General features: G+C 60.2%; 13 protein-coding genes. All 13 read left to right on the top strand.

All coding sequences use genetic code 11. From position 1 onward, the window contains the following. Window positions 1-82: 82 nt before the first annotated feature. The 13 genes from ASD83_RS15695 (at window position 83) to ASD83_RS15755 (ending at window position 14,864) form a co-directional block, all read left to right on the top strand. Window positions 83-1,375 (top strand): ABC transporter substrate-binding protein, encoded by a 1,293-nt coding sequence (locus ASD83_RS15695; RefSeq protein ID WP_056312666.1) that lies wholly within the window; start codon window positions 83-85, stop codon window positions 1,373-1,375. Window positions 1,376-1,434: 59 nt separating this feature from the next. Further along, window positions 1,435-2,721, top strand: a complete 1,287-nt coding sequence (locus ASD83_RS15700) for an ABC transporter substrate-binding protein (RefSeq protein ID WP_056312669.1) — start codon at window positions 1,435-1,437, stop codon at window positions 2,719-2,721. Between the two features lie 3 nt (window positions 2,722-2,724). Further along, window positions 2,725-3,669, top strand: a complete 945-nt coding sequence (locus tag ASD83_RS15705; RefSeq protein WP_056312671.1) for a carbohydrate ABC transporter permease — start codon at window positions 2,725-2,727, stop codon at window positions 3,667-3,669. Window positions 3,670-3,676: 7 nt separating this feature from the next. Then, a complete protein-coding gene (locus tag ASD83_RS15710; RefSeq protein WP_056313298.1) occupies window positions 3,677-4,546 on the top strand; it encodes a carbohydrate ABC transporter permease in 870 nt (289 codons plus the stop codon). Between the two features lie 3 nt (window positions 4,547-4,549). Beyond that, window positions 4,550-5,569, top strand: coding sequence for a Gfo/Idh/MocA family protein (locus ASD83_RS15715; RefSeq protein WP_056312673.1), 1,020 nt, complete (start codon window positions 4,550-4,552; stop codon window positions 5,567-5,569). Then, the gene (locus tag ASD83_RS15720) at window positions 5,566-6,645 is read left to right on the top strand and encodes a Gfo/Idh/MocA family protein (protein WP_056313300.1); all 1,080 of its coding nucleotides are present in this window, start codon (window positions 5,566-5,568) and stop codon (window positions 6,643-6,645) included. Before ASD83_RS15715 ends, ASD83_RS15720 begins: the two co-directional genes overlap by 4 nt. A 17-nt stretch (window positions 6,646-6,662) precedes the next feature. Then, window positions 6,663-7,718, top strand: a complete 1,056-nt coding sequence (locus tag ASD83_RS15725; protein ID WP_056312675.1) for an ABC transporter ATP-binding protein — start codon at window positions 6,663-6,665, stop codon at window positions 7,716-7,718. 113 nt (window positions 7,719-7,831) lie between these two features. After that, window positions 7,832-8,647: an alpha/beta fold hydrolase gene (locus ASD83_RS15730; RefSeq protein ID WP_162249181.1), complete on the top strand. Its 816-nt coding sequence runs from the start codon at window positions 7,832-7,834 to the stop codon at window positions 8,645-8,647. Window positions 8,648-9,210: 563 nt separating this feature from the next. Beyond that, a complete protein-coding gene (locus ASD83_RS15735; protein WP_162249182.1) occupies window positions 9,211-11,070 on the top strand; it encodes an ABC transporter substrate-binding protein in 1,860 nt (619 codons plus the stop codon). Between the two features lie 146 nt (window positions 11,071-11,216). Then, entirely contained in the window at window positions 11,217-12,218 is a 1,002-nt protein-coding gene (locus ASD83_RS15740) for an ABC transporter permease (protein WP_056312682.1), read from the top strand. Next, a complete protein-coding gene (locus tag ASD83_RS15745) occupies window positions 12,215-13,132 on the top strand; it encodes an ABC transporter permease (protein WP_082561271.1) in 918 nt (305 codons plus the stop codon). Before ASD83_RS15740 ends, ASD83_RS15745 begins: the two co-directional genes overlap by 4 nt. Beyond that, entirely contained in the window at window positions 13,129-14,043 is a 915-nt protein-coding gene (locus tag ASD83_RS15750; protein ID WP_056312684.1) for an ABC transporter ATP-binding protein, read from the top strand. The genes ASD83_RS15745 and ASD83_RS15750 overlap by 4 nt, the downstream gene beginning before the upstream one ends. Next, complete coding sequence (locus ASD83_RS15755) at window positions 14,040-14,864, top strand: ABC transporter ATP-binding protein (protein WP_056312686.1); 825 nt, start codon at window positions 14,040-14,042, stop codon at window positions 14,862-14,864. The genes ASD83_RS15750 and ASD83_RS15755 overlap by 4 nt, the downstream gene beginning before the upstream one ends. Window positions 14,865-14,897: the final 33 nt, after the last annotated feature.

A 14,897-nucleotide genomic window follows, 5' to 3' on the forward strand; every position in this document is an offset into this window, starting at 1 on the left:
TGGTTGGTGATTTAGCGACGGGGAGGTCGCTGCTCAATTCGCTCCGGAAGGCCGGAGCCTCAATATTCATGGGAGGAAAAACATGACTTTTCGTATGGATCGCCGTCAGTTCCTGATGGGAACTTCGGCCCTTATGGCTGCCGGCGCCGCCGGCATCAGCCCCGCCTGGGCCCAGGCCGCCAATATGCGGCTGATCTTCTGGGGCGGCCAGGGCCGCGCCGACCGCACCTATGGCGTCACCGATCTTTATGAAGCCGCTAGCGGCAACAAGATCGAAGGCGAATTCCTTGCCTGGAACGATTACTGGCCCAAGCTCGCGACGCAGACCGCCGGCGGCAATGCGCCAGACATCATCCAGATGGACTATCGCTACATCGTCGAATACGCCAAGCGTAACGCCATTGCCCCGCTCGACGAATTCGTTGGCGGCGGGCTCAAGCTCGATGGCTTTGATGCCGACCAGCTCGAAGGCGGCAAGGTCGACGGCAAGCTCTATGGTATTTCGCTCGGCGCCAACTCGGTGGCGACCCTCGTCAATACCGCTGCGTTCGAAGAGGCCGGCGTCGAGGCCCCGACCAATGACTGGACGCTCGACGACATCATGACCAAGGGTGAAGCCTTCTCCAAGGCCAATATCCGCGGCGGCATGAAGATGATGTCGGACGGCTCCTATACCGAGCCGATGCTCGACAACTGGCTGCGCCAGAAGGGCCTTGCCCTTTATACCGCAGACGGCAAGCTCGGCTTTGGCGCCGACGAAATGACCGAATGGTTTAACCTCTGGAAGACCTTCCGCGATGCCGGCGTCATCGTTGCTCCTGATTCTCAGGCTCTCGATACCGGGCCGCTTGAAACCACTATGCTGGTTTCGGGCAAATCGGCTCTGATGCCGTCCAACTCCAACCAGCTCGTCGGCTTCCAGGCCCTCGTGCCTGACAAGCTCGACATGGTCGGCTATCCGCGCCTCGCAGCCGGTGTTGGCGGCGGTCACTACCGCAAGCCATCGATGTTCTTCTCTGTTGCCGGTTCTTCCGCCAACAAGGAAAAGGCAGCTGAATTCCTCAGCTTCTTCATCTCCGATCCGGAAGCGGCAAAGATTCTCGGCGTCGAGCGCGGCATTCCCTGCCTGCCCGAAACCCGCGAAATCGTCGCCCCGACCCTCGACGAGGCCAACCAGATCGCTCTCAACTTCGTGGCGAACCTGGGCGACCTGCTCGGGCCGCTGCCGCCCCCGCCGCCGGCTTCGGCAGGCGAGATCGATATCTCGCTGCTGCGCACCATCGGCCAGGAAGTGTCCTTTGGCGTGCGTACGCCGGAAGACGCTGGTCCGTACTTCGTCGCCGAAGCCACGGCCATTCTCGAGCGGGCTGGCTAATCATCCCTTCGCCCCGCGCCCATTCTCGGGCGCGGGGTTATTTTATACCCGGTGACCCTATGTCCATTACGCTTTCCCGCCGCCACTTTCTTGCTTCCAGCGCTGCGGCTCTCGCAGTCGGCGCCAGCGGCGTGCTGCCCGCCTGGGCGCAGAATGCCAATCTGCGGTTGATTTTCTGGGGCGGCCAGGCGCGCGCCGACCGCACCTATGGCGTGGTGGACCTATTTACCGCCGAGCATCCCGACGTCGCCATCGAAGGCGAATTCCTCGGCTGGGCCGACTATTGGCCAAAAGTGGCCACCCAGACCGCGGGCGGCAACCAGCCCGACATCATTCAGATGGACTATCGCTATATCGGCGAATATGCCCGTCGCGGCTCGCTCGCCCCGCTCGATAGCTATGTCGGCGCCGGGCTCGATATCTCGAGCTTTGACCAAGACCAGCTGCGCAACGGTACGATCGACGGCAAGCTGATCGGGGTCAGCCTCGGTGTTGCTGCCGGCGCGACCGTGTTCAATTCCAAGGTTTTGGGCGATGCCGGTGTCGATATCGACCCCATGCGCTGGACCTATGACGACCTTCTCACCCATGGCCCGAAAGTTTGGGAAGCTACGGGCGGCGCCACCGCCATGGCGCCCGATGGCAGCGGCATAGAACTGCTGTTTGAAAACTGGCTGCGCCAGAAGGGCAAGGCGCTCTATGCCGACGGCAAGCCGGCCTTCACCCCCGAAGACGTCACCGAATGGTTCGAACTCTGGGCGGCGCTGCGCGAGGCCAAGGCGATCATTTCACCCGACGAGCAGGCCATCGACACGGGGCAGCTTGAAACTGCGCCGCTGGTGCGCGGCAAGTCGGCGATGAATTTTACCACCTCCAACCAGCTCGTCGCTTACCAGACGCTGGTGCCCGATCCGCTGGGGATCGCCATCTATCCCGCGACCTCGGCTGACTCCAAGGGCGGCCACTACCGCAATTCCTCGCAGTATTTTGCGCTCTCCGCGTCATCCGCTGCGCCGGAAAAGGCCATTGAATTCATCAATTTCTTCGTTAACACCCCGGCAGCGGCGACCTTGCTCGGCGTTGAGCGCGGCGTGCCGGCGTCGTCGGCCATGCGTGACGCCGTTGCGGCTTCCCTCGACGAGCGCGGCCAGATGGTGGTGAAATATATCGCTGATCTCGGCGAGATCGCCGGCGATGTGCCGCCGACCCCGCCCGCTTCGGCCGGTGAAATCGAAGTGGCTCTCAAAACCAAGAGCCAGGAAGTGGCATTTGGCGCGCAATCGCCCGCCGATGCCGGTCCCGCCTTCTACGACCAGGTCATCCAGACCCTGGGGAGGACGAGCTAAAGCATGACCGTTCAAAACGCCACGTCCACCATCCCCTATTCGGAGGCCCCAAAGGCCTCCGTGTGGAAACGCATCTGGCAACAGGATGCCCCCGGCTACCTATTCCTCCTGCCCTGGTTCATCGGCTTTTTCGGGCTGACGCTCGGGCCGATGATTTCCTCGCTCTATCTCAGCTTCAATCATTTCGACCTGTTGACGGCGCCCCGCTGGGCCGGCGTCGACAACTATGTCCGCATGTTCACCAATGACCCGAAATTCGCCGCCTCCATGCGGGTGACGATGTTCTTCGTGGTCTTTTCGGTGCCGCTGAAACTGGCCTTCGCGCTTGGTGTCGCCCTGCTGCTCAACCGCGGCATGAAGGGTCTGACGCTTTATCGCTCGCTGTTCTATCTGCCGAGCCTTCTGGGCGCTTCGGTCGCCATCGCCATTCTGTGGCGCCAGATCTTTGCCGCCGATGGTCTCGTCAACAAGTTCCTCTCCATTTTCGGCATTATCGGGCCGAGCTGGATTTCGAACCCCAATTATTCGCTCTGGACGCTGATCGTGCTCTCGATCTGGCAGTTCGGCTCGCCCATGATCATCTTCCTCGCCGGACTTCGTCAGATTCCGCAGGACATGTATGAAGCGGCCTCGCTCGATGGCGCCAGCAAGTGGCGCCAGTTCTGGAAGATCACCCTGCCGCTGCTTACACCGGTCGTGTTCTTCAACGCCATTATTCAGACGATTGAGGCCTTCAAGAGCTTTACGCCGGCCTTCATCATCTCGGGCGGCACGGGCAATCCGATCAACTCGACGCTCTTTTATACGCTCTATCTCTACCAGGAGGCGTTCGGCTTCTTCCGCATGGGCTATGCTTCCGCGCTGGCCTGGGTGCTGCTGGCGCTCGTCGCCGTCTTCACCGCCTTCTCGTTCCTCACCTCGAAATACTGGGTGCACTACGATGACTGATGCCCCCATGAAATTGACCGTGGTCGGCGCGGAAACCCCGATCTGGCGCAAGCGCCTGACCTCGGTGGTGAGCCATGGGCTCCTGATCTCGGCCTCGATCCTGATGCTCTATCCGCTGCTGTGGATGCTCGCGGCATCGTTCCGGCCGGAAAACGAGATTTTCACCTCGGCCAGCATCATCCCCTCGTCCTGGAGCCTCGATGCCTATTTCCGTGGCTGGCATGGGCTAAGGACCAGTTTCTCGGTTTTCTTCACCAATAGCTTCATCGTCTCGATCTTCTCGGTGATCGGCAATGTGTTTGCCTGTTCGCTGGCGGCCTTTGCCTTTGCGCGCCTTGAATTCCGCGGCCGCAAAATCTGGTTCGCGCTGATGCTGATGACGCTGATGCTGCCCTATCAGGTGACGCTGATCCCGCAATATGTGCTGTTCCGCCAGCTCGGCTGGGTCGATACCTTCCTGCCGCTGATCGTGCCGAAATTCCTCGCGGCCGATGCGTTCTTCATCTTCCTCATGGTGCAGTTCTTCCGCGGCATTCCGCGCGAACTCGATGAAGCCGCGATGATGGATGGCGCCGGACCCTGGCGCATCTATTGGAAGATCATGTTGCCGCTTTCGACCCCTGTTCTGGCGACGGCTGCCATCTTCACCTTCATCTGGACCTGGGACGATTTCTTCGGTCCGCTCATCTACCTCAACAAGATGAGCGACTACACGGTGATGCTGGGTCTTCGAACCTTCACCGACTCCACCGGCATGTCGGACTATGGCGGGCTCTTTGCCATGAGCGTCCTCTCCATCGTGCCGATCTTCCTGTTCTTCCTCATCTTCCAGCGCCTGCTCATCGAGGGCATCGCGACCACCGGTATGAAGCGTTAAGCTATGTCAGACTTGAAATTCGCCGCCATCGGCATCAATCACGCGCACATCTATGGGCAGGTCGACTGCCTCAAGCGCGCCGGCGCGGAGTTCGTCGCCTTTCACGCGGTGGAAGATGACCTCGCGGCGACGTTCTCGGCCAAATATCCCGAGGCCAAACGGGTTTCCGATCCGCGGGCTATTCTGGAAGACCCGTCCATCGGGATCGTCGTGACCGCCGCTATTCCCGGCGATCGTGCCGAGATCTGCCTTGCCGCCATGCGGCACGGCAAGGACGTGCTCACCGACAAGCCGGGCATGACGACGCTGGCCGAGCTTGATGAAATCAAGCGCGTGCAAAAGGAAACCGGCAGGATTTTCTCCGTGCTCTATTCCGAGCATTTTGAAGTGCCGGCGACCGTTGAAGCGGGCAATCTGATTGCCAAGGGCGCCATCGGCGAGGTGATCAACACCGTGGGTCTCGGCCCGCATTCGCTGCGCCTCAATAACCGCCCCGACTGGTTCTTCACCCGCAATCGCTATGGTGGGATTCTGTGCGACATCGCCAGTCACCAGTTCGAGCAGTTTTTGTTCTTCTCGAACGCCAATGATGGCGAAGTGACCTCGTCGAGCGTCTACAATCGCAACCATCCGCATCGTCCGGGCCTGCAGGATGTGGGCGACGCGCATGTCCGCACCACCCGCACCACCGGCTATATCCGCGTCGACTGGTTTACCCCCGAGGGACTGCCCACCTGGGGCGACGGCCGCCTGACGATTCTCGGTACCGAAGGCTATATTGAGTTGCGCAAATATATCGACGTGGCCGGCCGCCCCGGCACCGACCACCTGTTCCTTATCGACAAGAAGGGCACGCAGCACATCGACTGTTCGCAGGTCGATCTGCCCTTCGGGCGCCAGTTCCTCGATGACGTGCGCAACCGCACCGAGACGGCCATGCCGCAGGAGCGCTGCTTTAATGCCATGAAGATGGCGCTGACTGCCCAGGCCAAGGCCGAACAGGGTACGGAGTGGGTGAAATGAGCCGTATTCTCAACGTCGCCGTCGTCGGTTGCGGTATCGGCCGCAGTCATATCGTCGAGGGCTATCTGCCCAACGCCGACAAATTCAAAGTTCTGGCGCTCTGCGATCTCGATCCGGAACGCCTTGCCAAAATCGGTGATGAATTCGGCGTCGAGCGCCGCATCACCAATTTCGACGACCTGCTCGCCATGGACGATATCGACGTGATCGATGTCTGCACCCCGCCCGGCGTGCATTTCTCCATGGTCACCAAGGCGCTCGCCGCCGGCAAGCATGTCGTCTGCGAAAAGCCGCTGGTCGGTTCGCTCGAACAGATCGACCAGATCGTGGAGGCGGAAAAATCCGCCAAGGGCAAGCTGATGCCGGTGTTCCAGTATCGCTTCGGCGACGGCATCGAGCAGGCCAAGAAAATCATCGATGCCGGCATTGCCGGCAAGCCCTATGCCGGGACCGTCGAAACCATGTGGCGGCGCGAGGCCCCCTATTATGCCGTGCCCTGGCGCGGCAAGTGGAAGACCGAGCTTGGCGGCGTCTTGATGGGCCACGCCATCCACCCGCACGATATTTTTACGTATCTGATGGGCGATATTTCGCGCGTCTTTGGCCGCGTGGCGACGCGCGTCAATCCCATTGAAGTGGAAGACACCATTTCGGCCTCGCTCGAAATGAAGAGCGGCGCGCTGGCGAGTTTTACCGCGACGCTGGGTTCGGTGGATGAAATCACCCGCATCCGCCTGCAGTTCGAAAATGTCACCATCGAGAGCGACCACGCCCCTTATAATCCGGGCAAGGAACTCTGGAAAATCCTGCCGCGCAATGACGAGGTGAAAGCCAGGATCGATGCGCTGCTGGCCAATTGGCAGCATGTGCCGAGCCGCTTCCAGACGCAGATGGCTAGGTTCCACGATGCTATCGAGGGTAAGATTGCCCTGCCAGTGACGTCAGCGGATTCGCGCCGCTCGCTTGAACTGGTGACGGCCTTCTATCATTCCTCGTCCACCCACCAGGAGGTCGTTCTGCCCCTGGGCCCCGACCACCCGCTCTACAAGAGCTGGGTTCCGGCCGAGTTCCGGTAAGTTTGAGGAGAAGACCCATGGCGACCAGCATTCAACTCCGCCAGATCCAGAAATCCTACGGCGACGTCGCCGTGATTCATGGCGTCGACCTCGATATCGAGCCGGGCGATTTCACCGTCTTCGTCGGCCCCTCGGGCTGTGGCAAATCCACCCTTTTGCGCATGATTGCCGGCCTTGAGCCGATTACCGGCGGTGACCTGGTTATCGACGGCCAGCGCATGAACGAAGTGCCGGCGGCCAAGCGCGGCATCGCCATGGTGTTTCAGTCCTATGCGCTCTATCCGCATATGTCGGTCTACCAGAACCTGGCTTTTGGCCTCGAAACGGCAAAAATGCCCAAGGCCGAGATCGAGAGCCGCGTGCAGCGCGCTGCAGCGATCCTGAAAATCGAGCCGCTGCTAAAACGAAAGCCGAAGCAGCTTTCGGGCGGCCAGCGCCAGCGCGTCGCCATCGGCCGCGCCATTGTGCGCGAACCCAAGATTTTCCTCTTCGACGAGCCGCTCAGCAACCTCGACGCCGAACTGCGCGTCGCCATGCGGGTGGAGATCGCCAAGCTGCACAATGATCTGGGTAACACCATGATCTACGTGACCCACGATCAGGTGGAAGCCATGACCATGGCCGACAAGATCGTGGTGCTGCGCGCCGGGATCATCGAACAGGCTGGCGCGCCGCTCGACCTCTATAACGCCCCGCGCAATCTCTTCGTCGCCGGCTTCATCGGTTCCCCGAAGATGAACCTGCTCACCGCCACCGGCGAGGGCGAGACGGTCAAGACCGCCAGCGGTTCGCTGCCGCTGGGCCGTTCTGCCGTGGGCACGGCGACGCTGGGCGTTCGCCCCGAGCACATCACCATTGTCGAAGGCACGGGCGCCAAGTTTGCCGATCTGCGCGTCGATCTCGTCGAAAATCTCGGCGGCCAGACGGTGCTCTACGCAACCACAACGGATGGTCAGGCGCTGACCGTGGTGCTTGAAGGCCAGCGCCATGTCGAACTGGGTTCGACCATCCCGGCCTATATCGATCCGGCCAAGGCGCATGTTTTCAACGCCGAAGGCAACGCCATCCGCTAGGGCTTTTGCCCCGCTACGCATAATGCAATCCCCGCGAAAGCGGGGATTTTCGTTTGGCGGGCATGACGCGGCGGGGCGGGACGGGCATAGTGCGGGCAAAAGAGGGTCCTCTCATGCCGCAGGTTGTTTCCAAGGATGGCGTCATCATCGGCTATGATGTGACCGGCAGTGGCCCGGCGGTGATCCTCGTCGCCGGCGCGACGCAATATCGGGCGGTGGACCGCACCGGGACGCCGGCGCTGATCGGGCTTTTGGCGCAGCATTTTACCGTCGTCAATTTTGACCGGCGCGGCCGCGGGGAATCCACCGACAAATGGCCCTATGCGGTGGCGCGCGAAGTAGAGGATATCGCCGCCCTGCTCGAAATCGCCGGGGGCGAGGCCTTTGTCTTCGGCGTGTCCTCGGGCGCCGTGCTGGCGCTGGAAGCGGCTTCCGCCATGCCGCGCAAGATCAAGGGTCTGGTGCTCTATGAGCCGCCGATCGATCCGGACCGGTCCGGCGACGCCTATCGCTATGAGCATATGCAGATGGCCATGGAGGCGGCGCAGGGTCGCGCCGCCGAGATGATGAGCGATTTTCTGCTCGCTGTCGGCATGTCCAGGGAGGCGCTACAGGCGTTTAAGGAGAGCCCGGCCTGGCCCGCTTACGCCGCCGTTGGCATGACCCTCGAACACGACTACCGCATTCTCGCCGATGCCCGCGCCGGCGATACCCCGCCCGAGCATTGGCAGAACGCCATCATGCCGGTGCTGGTGCTCGACGGGGACAAGAGTTTTCCCTTCATGGCGGCGGGCGCCGATTGGGTCGCGTCGGGCCTCCATAATGTCGAGCGCATGACGCTGGCCGGCCAGAGCCATGAATATGACCCCAAACTCCTGGCGCCGCTGTTGACGGTGTTTTTTCAGCTCGGCTCGGTGCAGGTCCATTGAACCCGGCTTCCTCAGAGGAAATATGCGGGCTCACATGCGGTTTCCGGCGCTTTCCGGCGTGAATTTGCTTTTCGCGTAATTCGGAAAATTTGCGAATTCTGAGGTTTTGGCGCGCAAGCGGCGAAAGCGGGCGCTTTTGCTTTGGGCCAAAAGTCGGCTAACTCTTTGTATTTGCTGTTCATACATTGTGACTGGCGGTGCATCGGAACTGCGCCTCTGGATGGTCTGCCGCCCCGCTATTGGGCGCAGGCATTTGATCGAGGCGGCCGGAGGGCCATTGACAAGCTCGGGTTCCGTACATAATCGTTAGTAATCGCAAGAAATCGAAAATAACAAAACGATTTTGCGGCCGCTGCGGGAGCGCGCGGGAGGATATGGAAAGCTTTTGGCCAGTCTGATTGTGCCCGGAATGCACCCGGTGCGCGAGGCTGAAAACGCGTCCCTGTTTCCCTCAAACGCCTCGTGTTTCGTGGGTCGACCGGCTGGAGGGCTGGCGACCGGCAAAGGAGGAAAATATGGTTCGGCTTGGCCGTTCTTTGATGGCGTCTGTCCTTGGCGTCATGTTGACCACTACCGCATTTGCGCAGGGCGCCATGACCGATGTCGGCACGCCGCGCAGCGAGACGCTGATCGTGCAGACCTTCGACGGTCGCGCCGCCAATGCGTCCGCCCAAAACCCGATGAATTCCTACGCCATCTGGCGCGGTTTTCGCGAACTCGGCTGGAGCTGGCTCTGGGAAATGGACACCGCAACGGGTGAATCCTATCCCGAACTCGCCGCTGGCCCCGTCGAAGTGCTCAATGACGAGCACACCCAGTTCCGCGTCAAACTGCGTGAAGGCGTCTACTGGAGCGATGGCGTCGAGTTCACTGCCGACGACGTCATCTATTCGCTCGACACCTATATCAAATATCGCAGCCAGCTTGGCCGCGTGGCGGTGATCGCCAATTTCGTCAAGAGCTGGAAGAAGATCGACGACTATACGTTCGAGGTCGAAACCACGCGCTCGTCCTACGATTTCCAGACCGTGATGGGCGTCTATACCTGGGGTAGCCAGTTCGTCATCGTGCCCAAGCACGTTTATGAGCCGCTCGGCGATGCTGTCGTCACCTTCCAGAACACCAATGCGGTGACCCTCGGACCCTACAAGATCAAGGAATTCGACCCCAACGGCGCCTGGCAGCTGTGGGAACTGCGTGAAGACTGGGAACGCTCCGGCTGGGGCAATCTGGGCCAACCCAAACCAAAGTTCGTGCTCTACAAGGACTTTGGCGCCGAAGAAACGCGCGCTCTGGCCTTCGTGCAGAACCAGTATGACATCGACACCTTCATGAGCCCGGACTCGATCCAGGCGGCCAAGGGTCGCAATCCCAATGTGGAAAGCTTTTCACCGACCTTCCCCTATCACGACATGAACGACGCCTGCTCCTATGGCGTCTATATCAACCTGCAGAAGGCGCCCTACGACAAGCCGGAAGTTCGCTGGGCCCTGGCCCTTGCGCTTAACATGCAGCAGGTCGGCATTTCTTCGATGAGCGGCCAGTTCAAGGCCGGCGCGCTGCCGCTGGCAGATACGCCCATTACCAATCCGCTCTATTATGCCCCGCTCCAGTCCTGGCTCGAAGAGCTGACGCTGGCGGACGGCTACAAACCCTACAACACCAATTTCGGTGCCGAACTGACCGAAACGCTCGCCGCGCAAGGCATCGATGCTTCGCAGCTGCCGACGGGCGATGCCATTGAATCCGGGTTTGGCATGGGCTGGTGGAAGCATGATCCGGCCGAGGCGGCAAAGCTGCTGGAATCGGTGGGCATGAAGAAGGGCGCCGATGGCTTCTTTGCGCTCGAAGACGGCTCGCCGTGGGTGATCGAATTCGTCATTCCCGGCGACTGGAACAAGGTCATCCAGCGTATCGGCTTTTCGATTGCCGATAGCTGGCGCCAGGCCGGGTTCAACATCAATACCCGCCAGGTGGACAACGGCGAATGGACCACGGTCCAGAACACCAATTCGCGCAACGAGTTGATGATCAACTGGGGGCAGTCGTGCACCTATAACGCGAACTGGCAGAATTCCTGGCGCCAGTTCGACGCGAGCTATGTGCTGCCGGTCGACTCTACCGACTCGCTCAACGGCAACATCATGCGCGTCACCGACCAGCGGATTTTTGATCTCGTTGTCGACAGCGCCAAGCTGCCCACCGACGATCCGCAATTCCTCGAAAACGGCCGGGGTATTGCAAAATACCTGACGGAAGACATGCAGATGATCAATCTCATGAACATCCCGACGACGATCCCGACCAACAAGACCTATTGGACCAACTTCCCCAAGCAGGACAATTTCTACGCTGCGCCCTACACCTGGTGGAGTTCGTTCAAGAAGACCATCGTGTCGATCGAGCCGACCGGCCAGCAATAAGCGAGTTGCGGGGCGGCCAATGTCCTCCTGGCCGCCTTGCCCCCCGGAGCCGTTCAGCGCCTTGTCCCTGCGGCGCTGAACGCTTCTCCGGGTTTTTATTTCGTCGTGCAGCGTTTTTCGGCTGCGCCCTTGCGAAGGACTGACTGATGGGTGTTCTCGCCTATGTCGCCAAGCGATTCGGCCTCTATCTCGCCGTGCTGTTTATCGGGCTGACCATAACGTTCATGCTGCCCCGCTTCATGCCGATCAATCCGGTGGATGGCTATATCGGGCAGATCCAAAGCCGTGCCAATGGCACGCTCACGCCCGAGGCCATCGCCGAAATGCGGGTCAATCTCGAGGTTCTTTATGGCCTCAAGGGCGATATTTTCACCCAGTATCTGTCCTATTTGAAACGCGTCGTCATCGACTTCGATTTCGGCCCGTCCTTCACCTATTACCCCACCGAAGTGTCGACCATGATCGTTACGGCGCTGCCCTGGACGCTGGGACTGCTGCTGACGGCGACGGTGATCGCCTGGCTGCTCGGGAATATGGTGGGTCTCGTTGCCGGCTATTTTCACAAGCACAAGGCGGCCTCGATCCTCGAATTCGTCGGCATCCTCCTTTACCCGATCCCGTATTACATCCTCGCGGTCTCGGTGCTGCTGATCCTGGCCTATATCTTTCCGATTTTTCCGCTGTCCCCGACCTTCCCCGTGGGCGAGATGACCTGGGCCAAGGTGGGCATGATCATCTACAATTCGCTGCTGCCGGCGATCACGCTGGTCCTGGCGGGTTTTGGCTGGAATATTTTGTCCATGAAGGCCCTGGCGGTTGCGACCACCGAGGAGCCCTATGTCACCTATGCAAGGTTGAAAGGCGCTTCCAATTGGACGCGCATGACGCGCTACGTGTTCCGCAATGCGCTCTTGCCGCAGGTGACGGCTCTGGCCCTGTCGCTGGGCATGATTTTTAACGGCGCGCTTCTTACGGAGATCATCTTCTCCTATCCCGGCATTGGCTTGATCATGCGCACCGCCGCGACCGGCGGCGATTACAATGTGCTCTATGGCGCGATCACGCTCTCGATCCTCGCCGTCGCTACCGCCGGCCTCGTCATCGACCTCATCTATCCTCTCCTCGACCCGCGGATCCGCACCAAATGAGTTTTGACACCAACAATGCCGATCCGGTGGCGCTGGTTGTCGCCCCGCCCGTCTCCGTAAAACCCGGCCGCAAGAAGGGCGGGCTGCTCTGGCTCCTCAATGCGCGCCTTGCTATCGGCCTCATCATTCTTCTCGTCATGGGCCTCGGTAGTTTTATCCTGCCGTTCTTCGCGCCTGCGGACCCCTCGATCCAGGCGACTTACATGCGCAACCTGCCGATGTCGGGTGTCCATTGGCTCGGCACCAATTCTTTGGGGCAGGACATTTTCTGGTTCCTGGTCTTTGCCATCAAGAACTCGCTGATGCTCGGCATTCTGGTGGCGGTGGGTGTGACCATTGTCGCGACGATTGTCGGGCTCAGCGCGGGCTATATCGGCGGCATGTTCGAGCGCATCGTCATGCTGTTCGTCGATACGTTCATCACCATCCCTCTCCTGCCGATCCTGATCATTTTGGGCGCGCTGATCCGGGGAAATACCTCGTTTTTCACCGTCGGGCTGATCATCATCATTTTTGGCTGGGCCTGGGACGCACGCACCGTTCGCGCCATGGCGCTCTCCCTGCGAGAACGCGAATTTATCAACATGGCCCGCTTCTCGGGGGCCAATACGGTCGACATTCTGGCCAAGGAAATTTTTCCCTATGTGTCGGCCTATATCCTCGTCGGCTTCATCAACACCGTGCTTTTCGCCATCAATACCGAGGCGACGCTGGCAGTGATCGGGCTCTCCAAGGTTGAGGTGCCGACGCTCGGCTCCATCATCTTCTGGGCCCTGAGCTACAATGCTCTCTTCACCGGGCAATATCCCTGGATCGTGGCGCCGATCGTCGCGACCGTTACCCTTTTCCTCGGGCTGTTCCTGACTTCGACCGGGTTCAACCAAGCCTTTGCAGCCAAGCGTGGTGTCTCATGATCCGCCTCAACGATCTGAAAATCAGCTATCGCATCGGCGGCCGCACCATCGACGCCGTTGACGGGGTGACGCTGACTATTCCCGACAATTGCGTCGTCGGCATTGCCGGGGAGTCTGGGTCGGGCAAATCGACGCTGATGAAGGCGATCTATGGCGATATTCAATCGCCCATGTATCTCTCACGGGGCAGTATCGAATACGGCCTCAAGGGTACGGACGGGAAAGCGGTCACGGCCGAGAATGTGCGGAAAGAGTGGTTCAAGACCATTTCCTACATTCCGCAATCTTCGATGAACTCGCTCAATCCGGTTATCCGCATTCGCGAACAGTTCGTGGATTTTCCGGGCACGGACAGCAACAAGAAGCGGGTTCTCGAACGGGCGCGTGCCTATATCGGAAAACTTGGGCTTCCCCCGGAGGCGATGGATTCCTATCCGCACCAGCTTTCGGGCGGCATGCGGCAGCGCATGATGATCGCGCTTGCGACCTTCTTCCAGCCCGAACTGATCATTGCCGACGAGCCGACGACGGCACTCGACGTGGTGGTGCAGAAGGACATTCTGATGCTGCTCATGGAGCTGCAGGAGGAGATGGGCAATACCATCCTCGTCGTCTCGCACGACATGGGCGTCCACTATCAGGTCACCCAGAAAATGCTGATCATGTATGCCGGTCGCGTCGTCGAATATGGCGATACCGACAGCGTCTTTGCCGATCCGCAGCATGCCTATACGAAAATGCTGATCGACAGCTTGCCCACCATCGGCGACGACAGCATGCGTGGCGTTATGGCGAGCGAGGCTGGCGGCGGCGGCGACCGCGCCTTCCGGGTCGAACCCAATCTCATCGAGGTGAAGCCGGGGCATTTTGTGGCCCAGCCGGCCCGCCAGCGTGAGGGAGTTTTGGCATGACCTTCATTCTCAAGACCGAAGGGCTCAACAAGACCTATCGGCTCGGCGGCATCGTCAATGCCAAGCAGGTGCAGGCGCTCAACGACGTCAACATCACCGTCGAGAGCGACAAGCCGGTGGTGATTGCGGTGGTGGGAGAGTCAGGCAGCGGTAAGACGACCCTGGCCAAAACGCTGCTGCGGCTCGAAACGCCGACTTCTGGCCAGGCGATCGTCTATGACGAAGTGGTCGCCGGGAAGGGTGCCATCCCCTCCAAGAAGGACTTTTTGGGATTGGTGCAGCCGATCTTCCAAAACCCTTTTGAAGCCTTTAGCCGCTATCGGCCGGTGGATGTTTATCTCGAAGAAACGGCGCGGCGTGTCGCCGGCATGGATGGGGTACAGGCCGAGGCGGCGGTGGAAGCTGCGCTAAAGAGCGTCGGGCTCAACTATGACGATGTGCGGGGCAAATACACGGCCCAGTTTTCGGGCGGTGAATTGCAGCGCATTTCGGTGGCGCGGGCGTTGATTCCCAATCCGAAACTGATCGTGGCCGACGAGCCCGTCTCCATGATCGACGCCTCGCGGCGCATGATCATCATCAACCTCTTTAAGCGGCTGCGCGACGAGGCGGGACGGAGCTTTGTCTACATCACCCACGATCTCGCCACGGCCTACTACATCTCCGACTATGTGGCGGTGATGAACAAGGGTCGCGTGGTCGAATTCGGCCCGGCACGAAAGGTGATGTCCGACCCGCAGCACGATTATACGCGACTGCTGCTGAGTTCTATTCCCACGACCACCAGCCGCTGGCGCGAGCGCAAACGCGTGGCCAGTTAGCCAGAAATTTCAAACCAACTCATTTCAGACTAC

The sequence above is a fragment of the Devosia sp. Root685 genome (assembly GCF_001427875.1).
Lineage (GTDB): Bacteria > Pseudomonadota > Alphaproteobacteria > Rhizobiales > Devosiaceae > Devosia.